At 73.6% G+C, this 22,808-nt stretch carries 19 protein-coding genes and 1 pseudogene; 12 read left to right on the forward strand and 8 right to left on the reverse strand.

Annotated features, from left to right (window positions below):
• Positions 1-47: 47 nt before the first annotated feature.
• On the forward strand, positions 48-491 hold the full coding sequence (locus tag ACGFZF_RS30560) for a MarR family winged helix-turn-helix transcriptional regulator (RefSeq protein ID WP_123457423.1): 444 nt from the start codon (positions 48-50) through the stop codon (positions 489-491).
• Between the two features lie 24 nt (positions 492-515).
• Complete coding sequence (locus ACGFZF_RS30565) at positions 516-1,922, forward strand: MFS transporter (protein WP_393559416.1); 1,407 nt, start codon at positions 516-518, stop codon at positions 1,920-1,922.
• A 156-nt stretch (positions 1,923-2,078) separates the two neighbouring features.
• On the opposite strand, the gene ACGFZF_RS30570 is transcribed toward ACGFZF_RS30565, so the two are convergent.
• A complete protein-coding gene (locus ACGFZF_RS30570; RefSeq protein WP_393559418.1) occupies positions 2,079-2,588 on the reverse strand; it encodes a GNAT family N-acetyltransferase in 510 nt (169 codons plus the stop codon).
• Positions 2,589-2,621: 33 nt separating this feature from the next.
• Between ACGFZF_RS30570 and thpR the strand changes: the two genes are divergently transcribed.
• Together thpR and ACGFZF_RS30580 are read left to right on the forward strand one after the other, a co-directional pair.
• Positions 2,622-3,209 carry an RNA 2',3'-cyclic phosphodiesterase gene (gene thpR, locus ACGFZF_RS30575; protein ID WP_393559420.1) on the forward strand — a complete coding sequence of 196 codons (588 nt, stop codon included), beginning with the start codon at positions 2,622-2,624 and terminating at the stop codon, positions 3,207-3,209.
• Positions 3,210-3,430: 221 nt separating this feature from the next.
• Positions 3,431-4,420 carry an aldo/keto reductase gene (locus tag ACGFZF_RS30580; protein ID WP_393559422.1) on the forward strand — a complete coding sequence of 330 codons (990 nt, stop codon included), beginning with the start codon at positions 3,431-3,433 and terminating at the stop codon, positions 4,418-4,420.
• Positions 4,421-4,645: 225 nt separating this feature from the next.
• On the opposite strand, the gene ACGFZF_RS30585 is transcribed toward ACGFZF_RS30580, so the two are convergent.
• Positions 4,646-5,155, reverse strand: coding sequence for a MarR family winged helix-turn-helix transcriptional regulator (locus tag ACGFZF_RS30585; protein WP_356609046.1), 510 nt, complete (start codon positions 5,153-5,155; stop codon positions 4,646-4,648).
• A 47-nt stretch (positions 5,156-5,202) separates the two neighbouring features.
• Between ACGFZF_RS30585 and ACGFZF_RS30590 the strand changes: the two genes are divergently transcribed.
• Positions 5,203-5,673 (forward strand): carboxymuconolactone decarboxylase family protein, encoded by a 471-nt coding sequence (locus tag ACGFZF_RS30590; RefSeq protein WP_393559425.1) that lies wholly within the window; start codon positions 5,203-5,205, stop codon positions 5,671-5,673.
• Between the two features lie 49 nt (positions 5,674-5,722).
• On the opposite strand, the gene ACGFZF_RS30595 is transcribed toward ACGFZF_RS30590, so the two are convergent.
• The 3 genes from ACGFZF_RS30595 to ACGFZF_RS30605 all read right to left on the reverse strand — a co-directional run bounded on the left by ACGFZF_RS30595 (position 5,723) and on the right by ACGFZF_RS30605 (position 8,126).
• Positions 5,723-6,124 (reverse strand): peptidoglycan-binding protein, encoded by a 402-nt coding sequence (locus tag ACGFZF_RS30595; protein ID WP_393559427.1) that lies wholly within the window; start codon positions 6,122-6,124, stop codon positions 5,723-5,725.
• A gap of 220 nt (positions 6,125-6,344) precedes the next feature.
• Positions 6,345-7,346, reverse strand: coding sequence for an oxidoreductase (locus ACGFZF_RS30600; protein WP_393559430.1), 1,002 nt, complete (start codon positions 7,344-7,346; stop codon positions 6,345-6,347).
• Between the two features lie 69 nt (positions 7,347-7,415).
• Complete coding sequence (locus ACGFZF_RS30605) at positions 7,416-8,126, reverse strand: GDSL-type esterase/lipase family protein (protein WP_393559432.1); 711 nt, start codon at positions 8,124-8,126, stop codon at positions 7,416-7,418.
• An 81-nt stretch (positions 8,127-8,207) separates the two neighbouring features.
• Between ACGFZF_RS30605 and ACGFZF_RS30610 the strand changes: the two genes are divergently transcribed.
• Entirely contained in the window at positions 8,208-9,245 is a 1,038-nt protein-coding gene (locus tag ACGFZF_RS30610; protein ID WP_393559434.1) for a WD40 repeat domain-containing protein, read from the forward strand.
• 101 nt (positions 9,246-9,346) lie between these two features.
• Here the strand turns inward: ACGFZF_RS30610 and serC are convergent, their stop codons facing one another.
• Entirely contained in the window at positions 9,347-10,465 is a 1,119-nt protein-coding gene (gene serC / locus ACGFZF_RS30615; protein ID WP_356609034.1) for a phosphoserine transaminase, read from the reverse strand.
• 80 nt (positions 10,466-10,545) lie between these two features.
• Here serC and ACGFZF_RS30620 point away from each other — a divergent pair, with 80 nt between their 5' ends.
• A complete protein-coding gene (locus ACGFZF_RS30620; protein WP_393559437.1) occupies positions 10,546-13,320 on the forward strand; it encodes an FAD-binding and (Fe-S)-binding domain-containing protein in 2,775 nt (924 codons plus the stop codon).
• A gap of 58 nt (positions 13,321-13,378) precedes the next feature.
• On the opposite strand, the gene ACGFZF_RS30625 is transcribed toward ACGFZF_RS30620, so the two are convergent.
• The gene (locus tag ACGFZF_RS30625) at positions 13,379-14,338 is read right to left on the reverse strand and encodes a GlxA family transcriptional regulator (RefSeq protein WP_393559439.1); all 960 of its coding nucleotides are present in this window, start codon (positions 14,336-14,338) and stop codon (positions 13,379-13,381) included.
• A gap of 83 nt (positions 14,339-14,421) precedes the next feature.
• Here ACGFZF_RS30625 and ACGFZF_RS30630 point away from each other — a divergent pair, with 83 nt between their 5' ends.
• The gene (locus ACGFZF_RS30630; RefSeq protein ID WP_393559441.1) at positions 14,422-15,051 is read left to right on the forward strand and encodes an MBL fold metallo-hydrolase; all 630 of its coding nucleotides are present in this window, start codon (positions 14,422-14,424) and stop codon (positions 15,049-15,051) included.
• A 1,255-nt stretch (positions 15,052-16,306) separates the two neighbouring features.
• On the opposite strand, the gene ACGFZF_RS30635 is transcribed toward ACGFZF_RS30630, so the two are convergent.
• Entirely contained in the window at positions 16,307-17,164 is an 858-nt protein-coding gene (locus ACGFZF_RS30635) for a LysR family transcriptional regulator (protein ID WP_393559443.1), read from the reverse strand.
• A gap of 116 nt (positions 17,165-17,280) precedes the next feature.
• On the opposite strand from ACGFZF_RS30635, the pseudogene ACGFZF_RS30640 reads away from it, so the two are divergent.
• From ACGFZF_RS30640 to ACGFZF_RS30655, 4 genes and pseudogenes are all read left to right on the forward strand, one after another.
• A pseudogene (locus tag ACGFZF_RS30640) lies at positions 17,281-18,291 on the forward strand (DMT family transporter); the annotation flags it as partial.
• A gap of 406 nt (positions 18,292-18,697) precedes the next feature.
• Complete coding sequence (locus ACGFZF_RS30645; RefSeq protein ID WP_393559445.1) at positions 18,698-19,489, forward strand: TIGR03084 family metal-binding protein; 792 nt, start codon at positions 18,698-18,700, stop codon at positions 19,487-19,489.
• On the forward strand, positions 19,486-21,183 hold the full coding sequence (locus tag ACGFZF_RS30650) for an acyclic terpene utilization AtuA family protein (RefSeq protein WP_393559447.1): 1,698 nt from the start codon (positions 19,486-19,488) through the stop codon (positions 21,181-21,183). Before ACGFZF_RS30645 ends, ACGFZF_RS30650 begins: the two co-directional genes overlap by 4 nt.
• Entirely contained in the window at positions 21,180-22,799 is a 1,620-nt protein-coding gene (locus ACGFZF_RS30655) for an acyl-CoA carboxylase subunit beta (protein ID WP_393559449.1), read from the forward strand. The genes ACGFZF_RS30650 and ACGFZF_RS30655 overlap by 4 nt, the downstream gene beginning before the upstream one ends.
• Positions 22,800-22,808 lie beyond the last annotated feature (9 nt).

The raw sequence follows: 22,808 nt of genomic DNA on the forward strand, positions 1-22,808 counted from the left end.
CGGTTCGCATTGGTCTTTAGGTAGAGTAATGAGTTACTCTAAGGACTATGCCTGACCTGTCCCACGGCACAGCCGACGACGCCGCGGCCGTGAACGCGCTCCGCTCCTCCGTCATGCGACTGGGCCGACGCCTCAAGCACCAGCGTGTCGACGAGTCGCTGAGCCCCACCGAGATGTCGGTGCTCGGCACGCTGTCGCTCTGCGGTTCCGCCACCCCCGGTGAGCTGGCCCGCAAGGAGCACGTCCAGCCGCCGTCGATGACCCGCATCGTGGCGCTGCTCGAAGCCAAGGGACTGGTCCGGCTCGAGCCGCACCCCGACGACCGCCGGCAGAAGGTCGTCAGCCAGACCGAGCAGGCCGAGGCCATGCTCGAGGAGTCCCGCCGCAAGCGGAACGCCTGGCTGGCCACCCTGGCCGAAGGTCTGGACGAGGACGAGTGGGCCAAGCTGCGCGCGGCCGCCCCCGTACTGGAGAAGCTCGCCCACCTGTAACCGACGCCGAGGAGGCGACGCACCTTGAGTACGGGATCCGGAGCAGACTCCGCCCCCGTCCATGAATCCGACACCTACACCCGCGAGGGACCCGGAGACGACTGCGAGAGCGACCGCCGCGGCGGCATCTCCGGCGGCCGTGCGCACACCCGCGAGAACGGTGGAACGTTCTCCTCCCTCAAGATCCGGAACTACCGGCTGTTCTTCACCGGCGCCATCGTCTCGAACACCGGCACCTGGATGGCCCGGATCACCCAGGACTGGCTGGTCCTCAGCCTCACGGGCTCCGCCGCCGCCGTCGGCATCACCACGGCACTGCAGTTCCTGCCGATGCTCCTCTTCGGCCTCTACGGCGGAGTCATCGCCGACCGCTACCCGAAGCGGCTCATCCTCCTCTTCAGCCAGGCCGCCCTCGGCCTGTGCGGACTCGCGCTCGCCGTCCTCACGCTCTCCGGCCACGTCCAGGTCTGGCACGTCTACCTGATCGCCTTCCTGCTCGGCATGGTCACCGTCGTCGACAACCCGAGCCGCCAGTCCTTCGTCTCCGAGATGGTCGGCCCGGACCAGCTGCGCAACGCCGTCTCGCTGAACTCCGCGAACTTCCAGTCCGCCCGCCTCGTCGGCCCCGCCGTGGCCGGCCTGCTGATCGCCACCGTCGGCAGCGGCTGGGCGTTCCTGCTCAACGGCCTGTTCTTCCTCGCGCCGCTGGCCGGCCTGCTGCTGATGCGCCCGAGCGAGTTCCACAAGACGGAACGCGCGCCACGCGGCAAGGGGCAGCTGCGGGAGGGCCTGCGGTACGTGGCGGGCCGTCCGGACCTGATCTGGCCGATCGTCCTCGTCGGCTTCGTCGGCACGTTCGGGTTCAACTTCCCGATCTGGCTGACCGCCTTCTCGGACGACATCTTCCACGTCGGCGCCGGCACGTACGGCTTCCTCAACACCCTGATGGCGGCCGGATCGCTCGTCGGCGCCCTGCTGGCCGCCCGGCGGGGCAGCTCCCGGCTGCGGATGCTCGTCGGAGCCGCGGTCGTCTTCGGCGTGCTGGAGATCGCCGCGGCGCTGTCGCCGTCGTTCTGGCTGTTCGCCCTGCTGCTCGTCCCGATCGGCATGTTCGGGCTGACGGTCAACATCACCGCCAACTCCGCCGTCCAGCTGGCGACCGACCCCGTCATGCGGGGCCGGGTCATGAGCCTCTACATGATGGTCTTCGCCGGCGGCACGCCGATCGGGGCGCCGCTGCTCGGCTGGATCACGGACACCTACGGCGCGCGGGTCGGCTTCGCCACCGGCGGCCTGATGTCGCTCGCGGCGGCGGGTGCGATCGGCCTGATCCTGGCGCGCGTCGGCGGGCTGAGAATGTCCTTCACCTGGCAGGGCAGCCACCCGCAGGTCCGCTTCGTGCCCCGCGAACGACTCGCCACGGCGGCCTGACGCCGGTACGGGAGGGGTGCGGGGCGCCACGGTGGCGGGGGCCGGGCCGGCCCCCGCTCCGTCCCGGCACCCGCGCCCCGTCCGTCGGCCGCGCGGGGCCGGCACCCGGCACCTGCGGGCCGCACCCCCGCCCGTCCGCGGGTCGCCTCCCGGCGGTCAGGTGACGCGCTGTTCCAGGACCTGGCCGGGCCACTCGCCGACCGTGAACGGCTCCGTCCTGCGGAACCCCTGGCGCTCGTAGTACGCCACCAGCCGCCCCTCGCTCCCCGCGAAGCAGTCCACCCGCAGCAGGGACAGGCCCTGCCGGCGGGTCTCCTCCACCGCGTGCGCGAGCAGCGCCGCGCCCACGCCCCGGCCGTGGAACCGCCCGTCCGTCGCCAGCAGGTGCACGTACACCTCCGGCTCGTCCGCCGGCGCCACGTACGAGCCGGGGTGCGGCGTCAGGGTCATCGTCCCGGCCGGCTCCCCGTCGATCTCCGCCATCCACGGCGTCCCCGACGCGACGACCTCCTCGACCGTCCGCACCGCCGCGGGCCGGGACGTCCACGGTGTGGTGCCCCACTGCGCGGTGATCCCCCGGCCGTTCAGCCAGACGACCGCGCCGTCGAGCATCGCGAGTATCGCGGGAACGTCGTCGGACCCGCCTTTCCTGATCGTGATCTCCATCCCGCCGACGGTAGTCGCTGCCAGACTCGTCACATGAGGCTTTTCGCCGCGGTGTCGCCGCCCGCGGAGCAGCAGGCCGAGCTCGGCCGGGCCGTGGACCGTCTGAGCCGGCTGCCCGGTGCGGACGACCTGCGCTGGACCGCCCGGCCGGGCTGGCACTTCACGCTCGCCTTCATGGGCGAGGTCGACGAGGACCTGCTGCCCGACCTCCACGCGCGTCTCGCCCGAGCCGCGCACCGCACCGCGCCGTTCCCGCTCCGCCTCCACCGGGGCGGCCACTTCGGCCGCCGCGCGCTGTGGGTGGGGGCGGCCGGCGACCTGGACGAGATGCGGCTGCTCGCCGAGCGCGCCGACGCGGCCGCCCGCCGGGCGGGCGTGCCGATGGACGAGCACCGCCGCTACCAGGCCCACCTCACCGTCGCCCGGGCCCGTACGGACCGGGATCTGCGGCCTTTCGCCGCCGCGCTCGACACCTTCGAGGGCACCCGCTGGGAGGTCTCCGAGCTGGCCCTCGTGCGCAGCCGGCTGCCGGTCGCCGGGGTGTCGGGCGAACGGCCGCGCTACGAGACGGTCGGCTCCTGGCCCCTGGGCGGGGCGGAGCACGGTCCGGGCCCGGGTTAACCTCGACGGGTGGACCCGAAGACCCGTAACCGGATCATGGCCGGCGTGCTCGTACTGATGTTCGCGATCATCGCGGTGGCGTCGGTCGTGGGCTGAGCCGTACCCCGCCGCCGTACCCCCCGCCGCCGCGCCCGCCGCGGGGCGCCCGCGCGCGCTCCGGGATCCCGCTCCGCGGGCACGCCCTTGCTTCGAGTGGACTCGAAGCAGTTGGCTTGGGGCTCATGAAGTACACGCAGCTCGGACGCACGGGACTCAAGGTCAGCCGACTCGTCCTCGGCACGATGAACTTCGGTCCCCAGACAGACGAACCGACCAGTCACGCCATCCTGGACAGCGCGATCGACGCGGGCCTGAACTTCGTCGACACCGCCAACGTCTACGGGTGGGGCGAGAACAAGGGCCGCACCGAGGAGATCCTCGGCAGCTGGTTCGCCCAGGGCGGCGGCCGGCGGGAGAAGACCGTCCTCGCCACGAAGGTGTACGGCAACATGGCCGCCGAGGGCGACCCGTGGCCCAACCACGACCGGTTGTCGGCGCTGAACATCCGCCGTGCCGTCGAGGCGAGCCTGAAGCGGCTCCGCACCGACCACATCGACCTCTACCAGTTCCACCACGTCGACCGGCGGACTCCCTTCGAGGAGATCTGGCAGGCGGTCGACGTCCTGATCCAGCAGGGCAAGGTGCTCTACGCGGGCTCCTCGAACTTCCCGGGCTACAAGATCGCCCAGGCGAACGAGACCGCCGCCCGCCGGGGCGCCGTGGGGCTGGTCAGCGAGCAGTGCCTGTACAACCTCGCGGAGCGGCGCGCCGAGATGGAGGTCGTCCCGGCGGCCCAGGAGTACGGGCTCGGCGTCATCCCCTGGTCGCCGCTGCACGGCGGGCTCCTCGGCGGCGTCCTGAAGAAGCAGGCCAAGAGCGGTCGGCGCGCCTCCGGCCGGTCCGCGGACTCGCTCGCGAACACCACGGTCCGCGCCCAGGTGCAGGCGTACGAGGACCTGCTGGACAAGCACGGCCTCGAACCCGGCGAGACGGCCCTGGCCTGGCTCCTGACCCGTCCGGGCGTCACCGGCCCGATCGTCGGCCCGCGCACGGCCGAGCAGCTGGAGAGCGCCCTGCGCGCCCTGGAGCTGGAGCTGAGCGAGGAGCTGCTGGCCGGTCTGGACGAGATCTTCCCCGGCCCGGGGCCCTCCCCGGAGGCCTTCGCCTGGTGAGTGCGTAGCCGTCCCGTCCCCTTGCCCGACGGCCGCCGTCGCCTCGTCCGCGACGGCGGCCGTCGGCGTCCCACGGGGCGGGAGGGCGGGTTCGCGGCTCCTCGCCGTGCGGGGCGCGGCGGGTGCGCGGACCTACGGCTCCTCGTCGCGCGGGCGGGCGGCGCGGGCGTACGGCTCCTCGCCGTGCGGGGCGGGCTCCGGAGCGGTTCCGGAGCGGCTCCGGGGTCAGGTGCCGCCGAGCCAGCTCGTGGCGTCCAGCCGGTAGGTCGTCTCCGCCGGTACGACGGTGCGCAGCGCCGCCTCCAGGTCCCGGACCCGCTCCGGGCCCAGCGTGGCCGCCCACTCCGCGCGCAGCTCGTCGAAGACGGCGGCCGAGCGGGCGAGCGCGTCGAGGCCGCGCGGGGTGAGGCGGACGAGCTTGCGGCGGGCGTCGGCGGGGTCGTCGGCCCGCTCGGCGTAGCCGGCGGCGAGGAGCCGGTCGACGGTCTTCCCCGCGGCCTGCTTCGAGACGCCGAGCCGCCGTCCGATGTCGCTCGCGGTCGCGCCGTGGGCGCCGACGGCCTGCATGGCGAAGCCGTGCGCGGGGCGGAGCTCGGGGTGGCCCTGGCGGGCGAGCTCGGCGTGGAGGCGGTCGATCAGGGTGCGGAAGCCGCCGAAGAGGAGGAGCGGCAGCTCGAACCCCTTGCCGTTATCGACAACCTGGTTTACGTTTCTCTCGTCGACAGGGTCAACCATGTTGTCGATTCTCTCATGTGTGCCCGCGCCTGCCCAGGAGCCGCCCCTTGTTCACCGACCACACCGTCGAGACCGCCCCCGCCGCCGCCCGGCCCGCCATGGAGTCCGTGACCGCCGCCTGGGGGCATCTGCCGCAGGCCGTCGGCCGCATGGCCGCCTCACCGCACACGCTGGACGGCTTCCTGAAGATGAGCGCGCTCTTCGAGTCCACGACGCTCGATCCGCACTCCCGCGAGACCGTCGTCCTGACGGTCGCCACCCGCAACCAGTGCCACCTCTGCGTCCGCATCCACGAGGCGAAGCTCGCCAGGCTGGGCCCGGCGGAGGACCCGGCCCGGCTGGAGGCCGTCCGGGAGTTCACCCATCAGGTCATCGCCTCGTCGGGCGCGGTGGGCGACGAGGACCTGGAGCGCTTCTTCCGGCACGGCTACACCCGTCAGAACGCGCTGGAGGTCGTCCTCGGCATCGGCGCGTACACCCTGTCGACCCTGGCGAACCGCCTCACGCGCGCGGCGTGAGGCGGTTCCGGCCGGAACCGGGGGCGTGCTCCCGCACGCGCCCGCCGGCTCAGTAGGTGGTGGGGACGTACGTGTGGCAGTAGCCGTCGCCCGCGCCGCCGCCGGTGTAGTACGGGTCGCCGTCCATCATCAGCTGGTCGCCCGTCTGCGGCCCGACGATCCCGTCGGCCGGGAACCCGTTGCTCCGCTGGGCGAAGATCACGGCCCCCTTGGTCTTCGGACCCCACTTGCCGTCCTCGGCGACCTTGGCGAGACCGTAGTAGTAGCCCCGGTCGATCGCGTAGTTGATCAGACGCTGCACGCACCACACGGCGTGTGTGTTGTTGGTGTAGCCGTCGCCGATGTAGGGAGACGTGGTGGCCGCGGACGCGGTGCCGCCGGTCAGCGTCGCGCCGAGCAGTGCGGCCGACGTGGCGACCAGGGCGGCCTTCGTGGTGAGCCTCTTGAGCATGGGACAGGTGCTCCTGTGTGTCGTGTCCGGCAGGAGAAGTGGCGATCACTTCGGTCGCCACTCTGCTGCAGCGCCGCCCCCCGGCGGCACACGAGAAGGGGCCTCCGGCCACGTCCCGGCCGTCCCAGGGCGCTGAGCTGTGCCTTGGGACGTGTCCCGGCCTCAGAAGGGGACGGCGGCGCCGGCCTCCGCAGTCCCGCGAGGGCCGCCCGGCGGGCCGTCAGCCGCGGTGCGCGGCCAGGGCCGTGAGCAGTTCGCGCTCCCGCGCGGCGCTCAGCCCGGCCCGCCGGTCGCGGTCCAGGCCCTCCGCACGCTCCCAGCGGACCGTGTCGGCCAGCAGCTCCGCCCGCGGACGGTGCCGCAGGCCCGCCGCGGACGCCGCCGCGCCGCTCCGGCTCGACCATCCCTCCCAGCCGGGCTCGACCACCCACATCGGCAACGACCCGGGCCCCATGTACTCGGCCACCCCCTGCGCGAGCAGCCAGGCGGAGTCGGCGGTGACCACCGGGCCGGTGTGCCCGCCGGCGGTGCGGGACAGCTCGATCCACTCGGTGAACGGCACGACCGGGCCGACGGCGTCGAAGGTGCCGGCCGTGCCCTTCTCCGCACAGTCCAGCAGCCAGCCGGCGAGGTCCCGTACGTCGACGGCCTGCGTCGCGATCGCCGGTTCGTCGGGCACCAGCATCGGCCCCAGCGGATCGCGGGCGGCGCGGGCCGCCCAGTAGCCGGAGCGCCCGCTGGCGTCGCCGGGGCCGCCGATGAGACCCGCGCGGGCGATCAGGAGGCGGTCGCCCACGGCGGCCGCCGACGCCTGCTCACAGGCCGACTTCGCCTCGCCGTAGCCCTCGCGGTCCGCCTCGTCCCGGTCGGTCGGGGGCAGCAGGGCCGCGGACTCGTCCGCGCCGAGCTCGGCGTGGGAGGCGTAGGCGCTCACCGAGGAGACGTAGGTCCAGTGCCGGGCGCGGTCGCCCAGCGCGGCCAGGGCCTCCCGGACGAACCCCGGCTGCCAGGACACCTCGACGACCGCGTCCCAGCCGCGGTCGAGGAGCGGCGCGTAGGCACGCGGGCCGCCGGCCCGGTCGGCGGCCACCAGCCGGGCGCCGTCGGCGACCTCGCCGCTCTCGCCGCGGGCCAGGCAGGTCACCCGGTGCCCGCGCCCGACCGCCTGCCGGGCCAGCTCCCGGCCGAGCCATGCCGTTCCACCCAGAATCAGGATCTCCATGCCGACAGTCGAACACCCCTGCTCCGGCGGGCGCGGGCGGGTTCGCCGTCGGCGGACGCCGTACCGGGATCAGGCGCCGGCCGTCACCCCGGCGCCGTGCGCGCTGCCGTAGGCGGCGCCGATGCCCCACGCCTGGTGCATCGCGTCCGCGAACGCCGCCGCCAGCTTGTGCTCGCCGGTCGGACCGGGGTGGGTGCCGTCGTAGGTGTCCGTGTGGATGTCGTACGACTCCGGGATCGTCGCGAGGAGCAGCGGGGAGGCGGCCGTGTCCAGGTCCGCGACCGCCTTGGCGAGCAGGACGTTGAAGCGGTGGCAGTCGGCGGCGAAGGGGCCGTCGGACTCCGCCCGGACGTTCGGGATGACCGGCAGCAGCACGGCCTTGACGTGCGGGTTCGCCGAGCGCGCGGCGGCCACGAAGGCGTGCACGTTCTCCGCCGTCTGGTCGCTGTCGGTGTAGAAGCCGAGGTCGATCAGGCCCAGCGAGACGAGGAGGACGTCCGTCCGGGTGGTGGCGACCGCCTCGCCGACGACCGGCGCCATGTGCAGCCAGCCCTCGCCCCAGCCGGCGAGATGGCGGCGGGCGGGCGCGGGGAAGGCCGGGTCGGCGTAGGCGTGCGAGCGGGGGGCGTCCGCGGCGGTGTCGTACAGCTCCGTGCGCGGGCCGACGATCTCGTACCGTCCCGGCAGGACCGACTCCAGGTGCTGCCACATGCGGTAACGCCAGGTGTAGTCGCCGGCGCGTCCGATGGTCATGCTGTCGCCGACGAACATAAAACGCATGGCTCCCATCATCGCGGACGGCGGCCGAGGGCTGCGACGTGATCCGGGCCACCTCCCGGCCGCCGTGGCAGGCTTGAGGGCATGCGATCGTTTCTGTGCGCCACCGGTACGGCGGCCCTCGTCCTGCTCACGGCGGTGCCCGCCGGCGCCTCCCAGGAGGCGGGAGCGGTCGCCGGCGCCGCGGCCCCCGCCGAGGACGGCGCCGCCGACCGGGACTTCACGATCAAGGATCCGCGGATCACCGAGTCCAGCGGACTCGCCGCGAGCCGGGCCCACCCCGGCGTCTACTGGACGCACAACGACCAGGACGCGCCGCTGATCTACGGCATCGACTCCCGCACGGGCGAGACGGTCGCGACCCTCACCCTGAAGGGCGTCGGCACACCCCGCGACATGGAGGCCGTCTCCCTCGGCCCGGACGGCTACCTCTACGTCGGCGACATCGGCGACAACCTCGACGGCTCCTGGGACCACGTCTGGATCTACCGCTTCGCCGAGCCGAAGCGGCTGGGGGACCAGACGGTCCGGGCGACCCAGTACGACGTGACGTACGCGGACGGGGCCCGCAACGCCGAGGCCCTGATGGTCCATCCGAAGACAGGCCGGGTCTACATCGCCAGCAAGCGCGAGGGCGGCGGCGCCCTGTACGAGGGCCCGGCCCGGCTCTCCACCAGCGGGAAGAACGTCTTCCGGCGGGTCGGCGAGGTGCCCTGGGTGACGGACGGCGCGTTCTCGCCCGACGGCGAACGGCTGGTCCTGCGCGGCTACTTCAGTGCCCGCGTGTACGACTGGAAGAACGGGCGCATCGTGGGCGACGGGGTGTCACCCGGGGCGCCCTTCCAGGGGCAGGCCGAGTCCGTCACCTATACGGCGGACGGCTCGGCGCTGATGTTCGGCTCGGAAGGCAAGGAGAGCCGGGTCGTCCGGGTCGACGTCGAGAAGAAGGACGGGGCGAAGCCGTCCGGGGACGGCGGCGCGGGGCCGTCGAAGCCCGGGGACGGCGGCAAGGACGCCGGTGCCGGCCAGGGGGAGCAGGGCAGCTTCACGCTCGGGGTGCTCGTCCTCGGCGCGGCCACCGCCCTCGTCATCGGCGGCAAGCGCCTCCTGCGCCGCCGCTGAGACGCGGGTCGCCGGGCCCGCCCCCGCACCCTGCCCCGCACGCGCGGGGGCCCGGCATCGGCCATGTCCGATGCCGGGCCCCCGCGGGACCGGATCCGCCGTTACAGCTTCTCGATCACGTAGTCGATGCAGGCGGTCAGCGCCTGCACGTCCGCCGGGTCGATCGCCGGGAACATCGCGATCCGCAGCTGGTTGCGGCCCAGCTTCCGGTACGGCTCGGTGTCCACGATGCCGTTGGCGCGCAGCACCTTGGCGACCGCCGCAGCGTCGACCTCGTCCGAGAAGTCGATCGTGCCGATGACCTGCGAACGCTTGGCCGGATCCGTCACGAACGGCGTGGCGTGCTTCGACTCCTCGGCCCAGCCGTACAGCGCCTGCGAGGAGGCACCCGTACGGGCCACGGCCCAGTCCAGACCACCCTGGCCGTTGATCCACTTGAGCTGCTCGTTCAGCAGGAAGAGGGTCGACAGCGCCGGGGTGTTGTACGTCTGGTTCTTCAGCGAGTTGTCGATCGCCGTCGGCAGCGAGAAGAACTCCGGGATGTGCCGGCCCGACGCGTGGACGCGCGCCGCACGCTCCAGTGCCGCCGGGGAGAACGCCGCCAGCCACAGGCCGCCCTCGGCGGCGAAGGACTTCTGCGGGGCGAAGTAGTAGACGTCCGACTCGGTGATGTCGACCGGCAGACCGCCCGCACCCGAGGTCGCGTCGACCAGGACCAGCGCGCCCTCGTCGGCGCCCGCGACACGCTTGACGGGCGCGGCGACACCGGTGGAGGTCTCGTTGTGCGTGTACGCGTAGACGTCGACGCCCGCCTCGGCCTTCGGCTCCGGGTGGGTGCCCGGGTCGGAGGAAATCACGGTCGGCTCGGCCAGCCACGGGGCCAGCTTCGCGGCCTTCGCGAACTTGGAGGAGAACTCGCCGAAGGTGAGGTGCTGGGACTTGTTCTCGATGAGCCCGTGGGTCGCGACGTCCCAGAACGCGGTCGAGCCGCCGTTGCCCAGGATCACCTCGTATCCCTCGGGCAGCGAGAAGAGGTCACGCACACCGGCACGTACCTCGCCGACCAGGTTCTTGACCGGGGCCTGGCGGTGGGACGTGCCGAGCAGAGAGGCGCCGGTGGCGGCCAGGGCGTCCAGCGCCTCCGTACGCACCTTGGAGGGGCCCGCGCCGAAACGGCCGTCGGCGGGCTTGATGTCAGCGGGAATCTGGATCTCAGCCACGAGGCGGAGCGTATCGGGTCGCGGGGGTGGCGGCGGACGATGTCCGCCGGATGAGACACCCGGTGGGACATTCTGTCCCCATGGTGGAACCCGGGGATCTTGCTCAGGAACTGCGACGGGCCGTCGGCGGAGACGTCGACTTCAGCGCGGGTGCGCGGGCCCTCGTGACGATGGACGCGTCCAACTACCGCCGTGTACCACTGGGCGTCGTCGCCCCGCGGGACGCGGCGGACGTGGCCGCCGCCCTCGCCGTGTGCCGCACCCACGAGGTCCCGGTCGTCGCCCGAGGCGGCGGCACGTCGATCGCGGGACAGGCCACCGGCGCCGGCGTCGTGCTCGACTTCACACGCCACATGCGCGCCATCGTGTCCCTCGACCCCGACACCAGGACTGCCGTCGTCCAGCCCGGCGTGGTCCTCGACCGGCTCCGCGAGGCCGCCCGCCCGCACGGACTGACCTTCGGGCCCGACCCGTCCACGCACAGCCGCTGCACCCTCGGCGGAATGATCGGCAACAACGCGTGCGGCGCGCACTCCGTCGCCTGGGGCACGACCGCCGACAACGTCCGGGAACTCGACGTCCTCACCTACGGGGGCACACGCCTGCGCCCCGGCCGCGACGGGCAGGGCGCGCCGGACGGCCTGCGGGAACTGGTCGAGGCGAACCTGGCGCTGCTCAGGACCGGCTACCCCGAGGGCCTGCCCCGGCGCATCTCCGGCTACGCCCTCGACGCGCTGCTCCCGGAACGCGGCGCGGACGTGGCGCGCTCCTTCTGCGGCAGCGAGGGCACGCTCGGGATCCTGACGGAGGCCACGGTCCGCCTGGTGGCCGCCCCGGCCGAGCCCATCCTCGCCGTCCTCGGATACCCGGACGAGAGCGCCGCCGCCGACGCGGCGGCCGGCCTCGCGGCCCGTGGTGCGCTCACGGTCGAGGGCATGGCGGCCGACCTCGTACAGGGCGCGAGCGGACTCCCGCGCGGCGGCGCCTGGCTGTTCGTCGAGGCGGACGGCGAACCCGCCGCGCGGGCGCTGGTCCGGGCCGCCGACGCGCTGGACGCCGCGGTGGTGACGGACCCCGCCGCGCAACGGGCCCTGTGGCGGATCCGCGAGGACGCCGCCGGGACGGCCACACGGATGCCGGACGGGACCGCCGCCTGGCCGGGATGGGAGGACTGCGCGGTGCCGCCCGCCCGGCTCGGGGCCTACCTGCGGGACTTCCGACGGCTGTTGAAGGAGTACGGGCTGCGGGGGACGCCGTACGGCCACTTCGGTGACGGGTGCGTCCACGTCCGCATCGACTTCGACCTGTGGACCCCGGCGGGGGTGAAGCACTTCCGGCGCTTCTCCGAGGCCGCGGCCGACCTCGTGGTGGCACACGGCGGTTCGCTGTCGGGGGAGCACGGCGACGGACAGGCCCGGGCCGAACTCCTGCCGAAGATGTACGGACCCGAGCTCGTCGGGCTCTTCGGGCAGGTCAAGGACGTGTGGGACCCCCGAGCCGGCCTGAACCCCGGGATGCTGGTCCGCCCGGGGAAACTCGACCGGAACCTGCGCTTCAAGGGGCTGACCCTCGTCCCGGACGCGGCCCGCTGCGTCGGCGTCGCCAAGTGCCGGGTGGACGGCCCGAGTCCGGCCGCCGACGTCATGTGCCCCAGCTACCGCGCCACCGGCGAGGAGCGGCACTCCACCCGGGGACGGGCACGGCTGCTGCACGAGATGGCGCTCGGCGAGGTGATCACCGACGGCTGGCGGTCGGAGGAGGTCCACGAGGCGCTGGACCTGTGCCTGTCCTGCAAGGGCTGCCGCAGCGACTGCCCCGTGGGCGTGGACATGGCCGCCTACAAGGCCGAGTTCCTGCACCACTACTACCAGGACAGGCGGCGGCCCTGGTCGCACGTCACCATGGGACGGCTGCCGCAGTGGCTGCGCTGGGCGGGCCCGCTGCTGAACGCGGCCCGCGTCCTGCCGTTCTCGGCCCGCCTGGCCGGGGCGACCCCGGAACGGCCGCTGCCGCGGGTCGCGCCGCGGACGTTCGTCTCCTGGTTCGGGGCACGGCTCGGAGCGCCCTCGGACGTCCTCGTGTGGCCGGACACCTTCACCAACCACCTGTCCCCCGAGGTCGGCCGGGCGGCTGTCCGCGTCCTCGGCGCGGCCGGCGTGCGGGTGGGCCTGCCACCGGGCCGGGTCTGCTGCGGGCTCACCTACGTCTCGACGGGCCAGCTCGACCGCGCCCGCAAGGTGATGCGCCGGACGCTCGACGCGCTGGGCGACGGCCCCGAGCACCCCGTGGTCGTCCTCGAACCCTCCTGCGCGGCCACCCTCCGGACCGACCTGCCGGAACTGCTGCCGGACGACCCCCGGGCCGCCCGACTGGCCTCCTCCGTAAGGACCTTCGCCCAGGCGCTGGAGGAGTTCGCCCCCGACTGGGAACCGCCTCGCGTGGACCGCGAGGTCGTCGGCCAGACCCACTGCCACCAGCACACCGTCCTCGGCGACGGGGCCGAGCGCCGGCTACGGGAACGCGCCGGCCTCACCGGCGAACTGAGCGGCGGCTGCTGCGGCCTCGCCGGCAACTTCGGCTTCGAACCCGGCCACTACGATGTCTCGGTGGCCTGCGCGGAGGACCAGCTGCTCCCGTCGGTACGGGCGGCCGGCGAGGACGCCGTGGTCCTCGCGGACGGCTACTCGTGCCGCACCCAACTGGCCCACCTGTCGGACCGCAAGGGACGCCACCTGGCCGAGGTCCTGGCACGGAAACTGGAGGAGGAATGGGAGACGGCGGGCGGCGAGAAGGGCGCTGAACCGGGCGGTGCGAAGGGCGCTGAACCGGGCGGCGAGGCGGACGGTCCCGCCTGATCGGCCGGAGCGGACCGGTCCGGCCGCTCCGCCGCTTCTGCCGTAGGACCTCCCCGGCCTACGCGATCGAGATGCGGCCGAACGTACGGCGATAGGTGCGGGGCGGCACGCCCCGGCGGCGGACGAACTGCTCGCGCAGAACGGCGGCGGAGCCGTAGCCGACCAGCCGGGCGATCTCCTCGACCGGCAACTCCGTGGTCTCCAGAAGCTCCTCCGCCCGGCTCAGCCGCAGGCCGAGGACCCAGGCGTGCGGCGTCGTCCCGGTCGCCGCGGCGAACCGGCGGGCGAAGGACCGCCGGCTCATCAGGGCGCGCCGCGCCAGCTCCGCGACGGGCAGCGGCTCGTGCAGGTGCGCCCGGGCCCACGCGAGCACCTCCGCGAGCCGCTCGTCCTCGCCGTCCTCCGGAACGGGGGCGACGAGGTACTGGGCCTGCCCGCCGTCCCGATGGGGCGGCAGCACCAGGTCGCGGGCCACGGTGTTGGCGGCGGCGGCGCCGTACTCGCGGCGCACCAGATGCAGGCACAGGTCGAATCCGGCGGCCGCGCCCGCGCCCGTCAGGACCCGGCCCTCGTCGACGTAGAGGGCGTCCGCCTCGACGGTGACGGCCGGGTGGCGACGGGCCAGCAGCTCGGCGAACCGCCAGTGGGTCGTGGCCCGCAGACCGTCGAGCAGCCCGGCGGCGGCGAGGGCGAACGCGCCCACGCAATGCGCCCCCACCAGCGCGCCGCGCGCGTGCGCGGCACGGAGCGCGTCGAGCACCGGGTCGGGCGGCGGCACCCGGAAATCGGCCCAGGGGAGGACGAGTACGAGATCGGCGACGGCGAGCCGGTCGAGGCCGTGCTCGACCGCCAGCGGCACCCCGAGATCGGTCGAGACCTGCCCCGGCCGGTCGGAGCAGAGCGCGAAGTCGAAGCGGGGAAGACCCGCCGGGGGAGCGCCGAAGACCTCCGCGACGACACCGACGGCGAGCATGCCGACGCGGGGCGGCGCGTACGCGGCGACGGAGAGGAACGGCATGGCGCGGAGTGTGGCACAAAACCCGCGATGGGTGGCAGCAAGGCCACTCACGGAACTCCGCTACGGGGGACGAAGCTTGAGGCATGACAGAGCGAGTGATCGACCGAGAGACCGCCCGGGACAACGACCGGCCCCGCGGCAACAGCGCCGTCCACAAGATCCTGACCACCGGCTACACCCTCTCCACGGGGCCCGGGGTCGCCGCCACCGTCTCCTACGTCTCCGACGGCGACCGGCACGTGATCATCGACCCCGGCATGGTGGCGAGCCGCGACCGCATCCTCGGGCCGCTCGCGGAACTGGGCCTCGGCCCCGACGACATCACCGACGTGGTGCTCAGCCACCACCACCCCGACAACACCATGAACGTGGGCCTGTTCGGGCAGGCGCGGGTCCACGACCACAAGGCGGAGTACCTGCACGACCAGTGGACCGACCGGGACGCCGAGGGGTACGAGCTGACGCCGTCGCTGCGCCTGATCCGGACGCCCGGGCACAGCCCCGAGGACATCACCCTGCTCGCGGGCACGGCGGACGGGGTGGTCGCCTTCGTGGGCGACCTCTGGTGGCGCCCGGACGGGCCGGCCGAGGACCCGGTGGCCCCGCACCGCGACACCCACCGCACCTCGCGCCTCCGCGTCCTGGCGGCCGCGGACACCATCGTCCCGGGCCACGGGGGCCCCTTCCCGGCGGGGGAGGACGTGCCGCTGTAGGGGGTGGGGGTCTGGCTCTTGGGGCGGGCGTTCCCCGTTTGTTTCTGGTGGTTGGCCGCCCTCTCTCCGAGTGTGGCAGCCGGGTCCGTGCCCTCAAGGGCGCTCCTCGTTCCTCGTCGCGTCGCTGCGCGATGGGCTGCGCCCACCCTTGACCGCCCGGTCCCGGCTGCCTTTTCACACTCGGAGGGCGGCCCGGGGAAGGGGCCAGGCGGGGGGTTCGGGGTGCCCCGGGCGCCGTAGGCGGCCGTCGGGTCCGGGGGTGGCTTCCCGCTCCCATTGAATGGGGTGACCCGGCAGGGCTTAGCGGCAATCCGTCGTGTCTTGGCGGGGATTCATGCCCCGCTGGTCATTCTCCGGTGGTGGTGAAGCCGAATCCGCAGCCAGCATTGCTAGGACGGGCCAGGGGCAGGGGCAGGGGCAGGCGCAGGGGTCGCGCGGGGTGGCAGGCCGGGTGGGTCCCATCCGTCACGCCGGTCCCATCGCCCGTCGGTATTCGACCGTGCAATGACGCTACGGCGTACATTAAGCCTCCCGAGAGTCCGAAATGACCCGCGAAGTCCCATATCCCGTCCAGTTACCGCGAGTAATGTACGCGCTAGCGTCATTCGGGATGACTCCGCCTGCCGGGATGGACCGGGCCGGGTGGAGAGGCCCGCCCGGGTCGGCAACCATCCCAAGGGCTCTTGGATTCGGCTTCACCCACCACCGGACATTGACCAGCGGGGCATGAATCCCAGCCAGGAATCGAGTCGCATCCGCTAAGCCGTGCCCGACTGCCCCATTCAATGGCTGCGCTGAACCCCCCCGGACCCGACGGGGGCCGACGGCGCTGCGCGCCCCCGGCCCCCCGCCTGGACCCCTTCCCCGGGCCGCCCTCCGAGTGTGAAAAGGCGGGTGGAGGCGACGGGTCAAGGGTGGGCGCAGCCCATCGCGCAGCGACGCGACGAAGGAGCGCCCTTGAAGCGGCGCCGCAACCCGCCACACTCGGAGAGAGGGCGGCCAACCACCAGAAGCAAACGAAGACCTGCCCGCCCCAAGCACCTCCGCCAAGTCCCCGCCCCCTCCCGGGCCCTCGGCGCGAAGACCCCCATCCTGTCCGCCCGCCTCGGGTGACGCTCGACGCCGAAGCGCGCCCACCCCGTCGCCCCAGGCCCCCGGCCCACCTCCACCCCAAGCGCTCCCCGCTCCCCGCTCCCCGCTCCCCGCTCCCCGCTCCCCGCTCCCCCCTCCCCCCTCCCCCCTCTCCCCTCCCCGCTCACCCCTCCCTCGCGAGTTCGTGGGCCAGCGCCACCAGCAGTGGGGTCGCCGGGTGTGGGGAGGTGTCCCGCCAGGCCAGGACCACGTGGATGGGCGGTGCGTCCGTCAGGGGGCGGTAGGTCACCCCGGGGTGCGGGTGCATGTCCGCCGTCGAGACGGATGAGACGCCGATGCCCCGGCCCGCCGCGATCGCGGTCAGCCAGTCGTCGGTGTTGCCGACCGTGAGGGTGCCGGCGGGTCGAGCCCCGGGCGGCCACAGGTCGAGGCCCGTCGTGCCCGAGACCGTGTTGAGGACCACGGTCTCGGTCGCCAGGTCACCCAGGGTCAGCCCCGGACGTTCCGCCAGCGGGCTGTCGGCCGGCAGTGCGGCCACCCGGGGTTCCGTGGTCAGCTCCTCCGTCGCGAGCCCCGGCGCGTCCACCGGCCCGCGCAGCAACGCCGCGTCCACGTCGCCGCGTGCGAGTCCGGCGGTTCGGTCGTCGATCCGCAGGAGTTCGAGCGGCGTCTCGGGGTGTTCGCGCTGCCATCGGCGCAGGAGAGGTGTGGTGTACGGCCCGAAGGCCGACCATGCGTGGCCGAGGCGCAGGGGCCGGTGCCGGAGGCGGGCGGGGTCGACCGCCGCGTCGAACGCGGCGACCGCGGAGGCGGCCCGGTCGCGGAAGGCGCGGCCCTCGGGGGTGAGGGAGAGGTGGTGCGTGGACCGGTCGACGAGCCGGGCGCCGAGGTGGGTCTCCAGGGCGGCGAGCGTGCGGGAGACGGCGGGCTGGGTGAGGTGGAGGCGGGCGGCGGCCCGGGTCACGTTGCCTTCTTCGGCGATGGCGAGGAAGGCGCGCAGGTGGCGCAGCTCTAGGACCATGCGTCCGGAGCATAACCGCAGCCCAATCGGCATTTCACGCGGCGCGCACGGGCTCGTAGCGTGAGAGTCGGACTCCGCTTGACGAGTCTACTATTCTGGACTGGTAGTCCAGTGAAATGAACTATCCGAGGAGTGAGCCGGTGGACAGCCCGGTCAAGGACATCGCCGCCGTCTCCGTGCCCGAGGCCGTCTCCGTACCCGCGCCCGGTTCCGTACCCGGTTCCGTGCCCGAGCCCGGTTCCGCGTCCGACGCCGCCGCGACCGGGGCCGCTTCCGCCGCCTCCCGTGCCACTCGCCTCGGGCCCGTCGCGCTCGTCGTGGCCGGTGGGCTCTCCGTGCAGTTCGGATCGGCTGTCGCCGTCCTGCTCATGCCGCGCGCCGGCGCCCTCGGCGTCGTCACCCTGCGCCTCGTCCTCGCCGCCACCGTGCTGCTGATCGTCTGCCGGCCCAAGGTCCGCGGCTACCGCCGCGCCGACTGGGGCACCATCGTCGCCTTCGGCGCCGCGATGGCCGGCATGAACATCCTCTTCTACCAGTCCGCCGACCGGATCCCGCTCGGCGCCGCGGTCACCCTGGAGGTCCTGGGCCCGCTGCTCCTGTCGGTGATCGCCTCGCGCCGGCTGATGAACGTGCTGTGGGCGGGTCTCGCCCTCGGCGGTGTCGTCCTGCTCGGCGGCGGCGGCTTCGACCGCCTCGATCCCCTGGGCGCGGCGTTCGCGCTGGCCGCCGGCGCGATGTGGGCGACGTACATCGTCTTCAGTGCCCGCACCGGGCGCCGCTTCCCGAAGGCGGACGGGCTGGCGCTGGCGATGGCGTTCGGCGCCGTCCTGTCGCTGCCGTTCGGCATCGTGGAGGCGGGCGACAAGCTGCTCGTGCCGTCGACGATCGGGTTGGGTCTGGCCGTCGCGCTGATGTCCTCGGTGCTGCCGTACACGCTGGAGCTCCTCGCGCTGCGCCGGCTGCCCGCCCCCACCTTCGCGATCCTGATGAGCCTGGAGCCGGCCATCGCCGCGACCGCCGGGTTCCTCGTCCTGAGTCAGGCGCTGTCGCTCACCGACGCGCTCGCGATCGCGCTGGTCATCGCCGCGAGCATGGGCGCGGTCCGCACCCAGACGAAGCGCGGTGCACTGCCCGCGAACGCGAACGCGGAGGCGAAAGCGCAGGTGAACGCGGAGGCGAAGGCGCAGGTGAACGGTTCGACGGAGTCGAAGGGCGAGGAGGGCTTGAAGGGTTCGACAGCCCCAACGGCCTCGACCACCTCGACGGCCTCGACGACCCCAGCTACCCCGACCACCCCGACCACCCCGAAGAAGTAGCGACCGGGCCGGGGTCGCATTCCAGCTGCCCCGACCCACCCGCCCTCCCCTCCACTCCCCCTCCCGCCCCGCTCCCCTCCCGCCCCGCTCCCCTCCCGCCCCGCTCCCCTCCCCCCCCCGAAAATTCTCAAGCAAGCACGCTTGATTGTTTCCCCCGCCGCTGCCATGCTCCTCGGCACACGCCCGTGGTTCGCCCGTGCCCCGAGGGGAGCGCACCGTGTCCGACCCCGTCGTCGTCCTCGACGATCTGCGCAGTGAGAGCGAAGAAGTCGACCGGCTCGTCAGAGGGCTGAGCGACGCGGAATGGGCGGCCCCGACTCCGGCCGCCGGCTGGAGCGTCGCGCATCAGATCGCGCATCTCGCCTGGACCGACCGGGCGGCCCTGCTCGCCGCCACCGATCCCGCCGGCTTCGCGGCCGAGACCGAGAAGGCCCTCGCGGCCCCCGACACCTTCGTCGACGCGGGCGCCGAGGAAGGTGCCGCGCTGCCGCCCGCCGTGCTGCTGGAGCGGTGGCGCACCGGGCGGGAGCGGCTTCAGGAAGCGCTGCGGGCCGCCCCTCCGGGTGCCCGGTTCCCCTGGTACGGGCCGCCGATGAGCGCCGTGTCCATGGGGACCGCGCGGCTCATGGAGACCTGGGCGCACGGGCAGGACGTGGCCGACGCCCTCGGGGTGGTGCGCGAGCCGACCGCCCGGCTGCGGCACGTCGCCTGGATCGGCATCAGGGCCCGTGACTACGCCTATCTCGTCCGTGGTCTGAAGGCGCCCGACGAGCCGTTCCGGATCGAGCTCGTCGCCCCCGACGGCGAGGAGTGGACGTACGGGCCGGCCGACGCCGTCCAGCGGATCACCGGTTCGGCCCTCGACTTCTGCCTCCTCGTCACCCAGCGGGTGCACCGGGCCGACACCGGTCTCCTGGCGGAGGGCGGCGACGCCGAGGAGTGGCTGACCATCGCCCAGGCCTTCGCCGGGCCCGCCGGTCCGGGCCGATCGCGCGGGGAGCGGCCGTGATCCTCCGTATCGGCAACGCCTCCGGTTTCTACGGCGACCGCTTCGACGCCGTGCGCGAGATGCTCACCGGCGGCGAGCTCGACGTCCTGACCGGTGACTACCTCGCCGAGCTGACGATGCTCATCCTCGGCCGCGACCTCCTGAAGGACCCGGACGCCGGGTATGCCAGGACCTTCCTGCGTCAGATGGAGGAGGGGCTGGGTCTCGCGCACGAGCGGGGCGTCAGGATCGTCGCCAACGCGGGCGGTCTCAATCCGCCGGGACTCGCCGAGGCGCTGCGCGCCCTGGCGAAGCGGCTCGGTCTTCCGACCCGGATCGCGCACGTCGAGGGTGACCGGCTGCCCGCCGCCGACGGCGTGCTGACGGCGAACGCCTACCTCGGCGGCGGCGGGATCGCCGCCTGTCTGGATGCCGGCGCGGACGTCGTCGTCACCGGCCGGGTCACCGACGCCGCCCTGGTCACCGGGCCCGCGCAGTGGCGTTTCGGCTGGTCTCCCGAGGACCCCGACTGGCACGACAAGCTGGCGGGCGCGGTCGTGGCCGGGCACGTCCTGGAGTGCGGTACCCAGGCCACCGGCGGCAACTACGCCTTCTTCCGCCCGGCCGACGTGCGCCGGCCCGGGTTCCCGGTCGCCGAGATCCATGCCGACGGCACGTCCGTCATCACCAAGCACTCCGGCACGGGCGGTTTCGTCGACGTCGGCACGGTCACCGCCCAGTTGCTGTACGAGACGGGGGGCGCCCGTTACGCCGGCCCCGACGTGACGGCCCGCCTCGACACCGTCCGGCTCGGCCAGGAGGGTCCCGACCGGGTCGCGGTCGGCGGCGTGCGGGGCGAGGCTCCGCCGCCCACGCTGAAGGTCGGGGTGAACCGGCTGGGCGGCTTCCGCAACGAGGTGGTCTTCGTCCTGACCGGCCTCGACATCGAGGAGAAGGCGGGCCTCGTCCGGGACCAGGTCGAGGACGCGTTCGAGCGGGCCGGGGCCCGGCCCGCCGAGGTGCGGTGGGAACTGGCCCGCACCGACCGGCCCGACGCGGCCACCGAGGAGACCGCGAGCGCGCTGCTCCGGCTCGTCGTGCGCGACCCGGACCCGCAGGCCGTCGGCCGGGCGCTGACCGGTGCGGCCGTGGAGCTGGCGCTGGGGAGCTATCCCGGTTTCCATGTGACGGCCCCGCCCGGGAAGGGCACGCCGTACGGGGTGTTCGAGGCGCGGTACGTGCCGGCCGCCGAGGTCCCGCACGTCGCCGTCCTGCCCGACGGGACCCGGCGGGACGTTCCCGTGCCCGCGCGGACCCGGGTCCTGGAGCCGGTGCCGGAGCCCGCGCTGCCCGCGCCCCTGCCGGCCGGGCCGGTGCGCCGGGCTCCGCTGGGGCGGGTGGCCGGTGCCCGCAGCGGCGACAAGGGCGGTGACGCCAACGTGGGCGTGTGGGTCCGGTCCGAGGCGGCCTGGCGCTGGCTCGTCCACACCCTGACCGTGGAGCGGTTCCGCGAGCTGTTGCCGGAGACCGCGGGCCTGACCGTCGTGCGTCATGTCCTGCCCGGGCTGCGGGCGGTGAACTTCGTCGTCAGCGGCCTCCTCGGCGAGGGCGTCGCCTCCCAGGCCCGTTTCGACCCCCAGGCCAAGGCGCTGGGCGAGTGGCTCCGCTCGCGGCACCTGGACATCCCGGTGGACCTTCTGGAGGAACTGCTGTGACCGTGCTCGCCTCCGCCCTCGACACCGGCGGACCCGACTACGCGGCCCACCGCGCCGCCATGCTCGACAAGCTGGCCGCCCTCGACACCGAGCACGCCAAGGCGCTCGCGGGCGGCGGCGAGAAGTACGTCGCCCGGCACCGGGGGCGCGGCAAGCTGCTCGCCCGGGAGCGGATCGAGTTGCTGGTCGACCCCGACACGCCCTTCCTGGAGCTGTCGCCGCTCGCGGCCTGGGGCAGCGACTATCCGGTGGGCGCGTCGCTGGTGACCGGCATCGGCGTGGTGGAGGGCGTCGAATGCCTGATCACCGCGAACGACCCGACGGTGCGCGGCGGGGCCTCCAATCCGTGGACGCTGCGGAAGGCGCTGCGGGCCAACGAGATCGCCTTCGCCAACCGGCTGCCGGTCATCTCGCTGGTGGAGTCGGGGGGTGCCGATCTGCCGTCCCAGAAGGAGATCTTCATTCCGGGCGGGGCGCTGTTCCGGGACCTCACGCGGCTGTCGGCGGCCGGCATTCCGACGATCGCGGTCGTCTTCGGCAACTCGACGGCGGGTGGCGCGTACGTCCCCGGCATGTCCGACCACACCGTGATGATCAAGGAGCGGTCGAAGGTCTTCCTCGGTGGTCCGCCGCTGGTGAAGATGGCGACGGGGGAGGAGAGCGACGACGAGTCGCTGGGCGGCGCAGAGATGCACGCCCGGACCTCGGGGCTCGCCGACCACTACGCCGTGGACGAGCCCGACGCCCTGCGGCAGGCGCGCCGGATCGTCGCGCGGCTCAACCACCGCAAGGCGCGGCCCGATCCGGCGGGGTTCGAGGCGGGTGCGGGGGGAGTGCTGCCGCCGAAGTACGACGAGGACGAGCTGCTCGGGATCGTGCCGGGTGACCTGAAGACGCCGTTCGATCCGCGCGAGGTGATCGCCCGGGTGGTGGACGGCTCGGACTTCGACGAGTTCAAGCCGCTGTACGGGCCGAGTCTGGTGACCGGCTGGGCGTCGCTGCACGGCTATCCGGTGGGTGTCCTCGCCAACGCGCAGGGCGTGCTGTTCTCCGCCGAGTCGCAGAAGGCGGCGCAGTTCATCCAGCTCGCCAACCAGCGCGACATCCCGCTGGTCTTCCTGCACAACACCACCGGCTACATGGTCGGCAAGGAGTACGAGCAGGGCGGCATCATCAAGCACGGCGCGATGATGATCAACGCGGTGTCGAACAGCCGGGTGCCGCATCTGAGCGTGCTCATGGGTGCGTCGTACGGCGCCGGGCACTACGGCATGTGCGGCCGGGCCTACGACCCGCGGTTCCTCTTCGCCTGGCCGAGCGCGAAGTCGGCCGTCATGGGCCCGCAGCAGCTGGCGGGCGTGCTGTCGATCGTGGCGCGGGCCGCCGCCGCGGCGAAGGGGCAGCCCTACGACGACGAGGCGGACGCGGGCCTGCGCGCGATGGTCGAGGCGCAGATCGAGTCGGAGTCGCTGCCGATGTTCCTGTCGGGGCGGCTCTACGACGACGGCGTCATCGACCCCCGCGACACCCGCACGGTCCTCGGGCTGTGCCTGTCCGCGATCCACACGGCACCGGTCGAGGGCGCGCGCGGCGGCTTCGGCGTCTTCCGAATGTGAGGCAGCTTC

Source organism: Streptomyces sp. NPDC048338 (genome assembly GCF_043201055.1).
Lineage (GTDB): Bacteria > Actinomycetota > Actinomycetes > Streptomycetales > Streptomycetaceae > Streptomyces.

Bases quoted from the DNA above. Each gene is read 5' to 3' on its own strand.
- ACGFZF_RS30610 (WP_393559434.1), top strand. From the start codon at position 8,208: ATGCGATCGTTTCTGTGCGCCACCGGTACGGCGGCCCTCGTCCTGCTC.
- ACGFZF_RS30585 (WP_356609046.1), bottom strand. From the start codon at position 5,155: ATGGTTGACCCTGTCGACGAGAGAAACGTAAACCAGGTTGTCGATAAC.
- ACGFZF_RS30605 (WP_393559432.1), bottom strand. From the start codon at position 8,126: ATGCGTTTTATGTTCGTCGGCGACAGCATGACCATCGGACGCGCCGGC.
- ACGFZF_RS30630 (WP_393559441.1), top strand. From the start codon at position 14,422: ATGACAGAGCGAGTGATCGACCGAGAGACCGCCCGGGACAACGACCGG.
- ACGFZF_RS30595 (WP_393559427.1), bottom strand. From the start codon at position 6,124: ATGCTCAAGAGGCTCACCACGAAGGCCGCCCTGGTCGCCACGTCGGCC.
- ACGFZF_RS30635 (WP_393559443.1), bottom strand. From the start codon at position 17,164: ATGGTCCTAGAGCTGCGCCACCTGCGCGCCTTCCTCGCCATCGCCGAA.
- ACGFZF_RS30560 (WP_123457423.1), top strand. From the start codon at position 48: ATGCCTGACCTGTCCCACGGCACAGCCGACGACGCCGCGGCCGTGAAC.
- ACGFZF_RS30620 (WP_393559437.1), top strand. From the start codon at position 10,546: ATGGTGGAACCCGGGGATCTTGCTCAGGAACTGCGACGGGCCGTCGGC.
- ACGFZF_RS30600 (WP_393559430.1), bottom strand. From the start codon at position 7,346: ATGGAGATCCTGATTCTGGGTGGAACGGCATGGCTCGGCCGGGAGCTG.
- thpR (WP_393559420.1), top strand. From the start codon at position 2,622: ATGAGGCTTTTCGCCGCGGTGTCGCCGCCCGCGGAGCAGCAGGCCGAG.
- ACGFZF_RS30570 (WP_393559418.1), bottom strand. From the start codon at position 2,588: ATGGAGATCACGATCAGGAAAGGCGGGTCCGACGACGTTCCCGCGATA.
- ACGFZF_RS30580 (WP_393559422.1), top strand. From the start codon at position 3,431: ATGAAGTACACGCAGCTCGGACGCACGGGACTCAAGGTCAGCCGACTC.
- ACGFZF_RS30625 (WP_393559439.1), bottom strand. From the start codon at position 14,338: ATGCCGTTCCTCTCCGTCGCCGCGTACGCGCCGCCCCGCGTCGGCATG.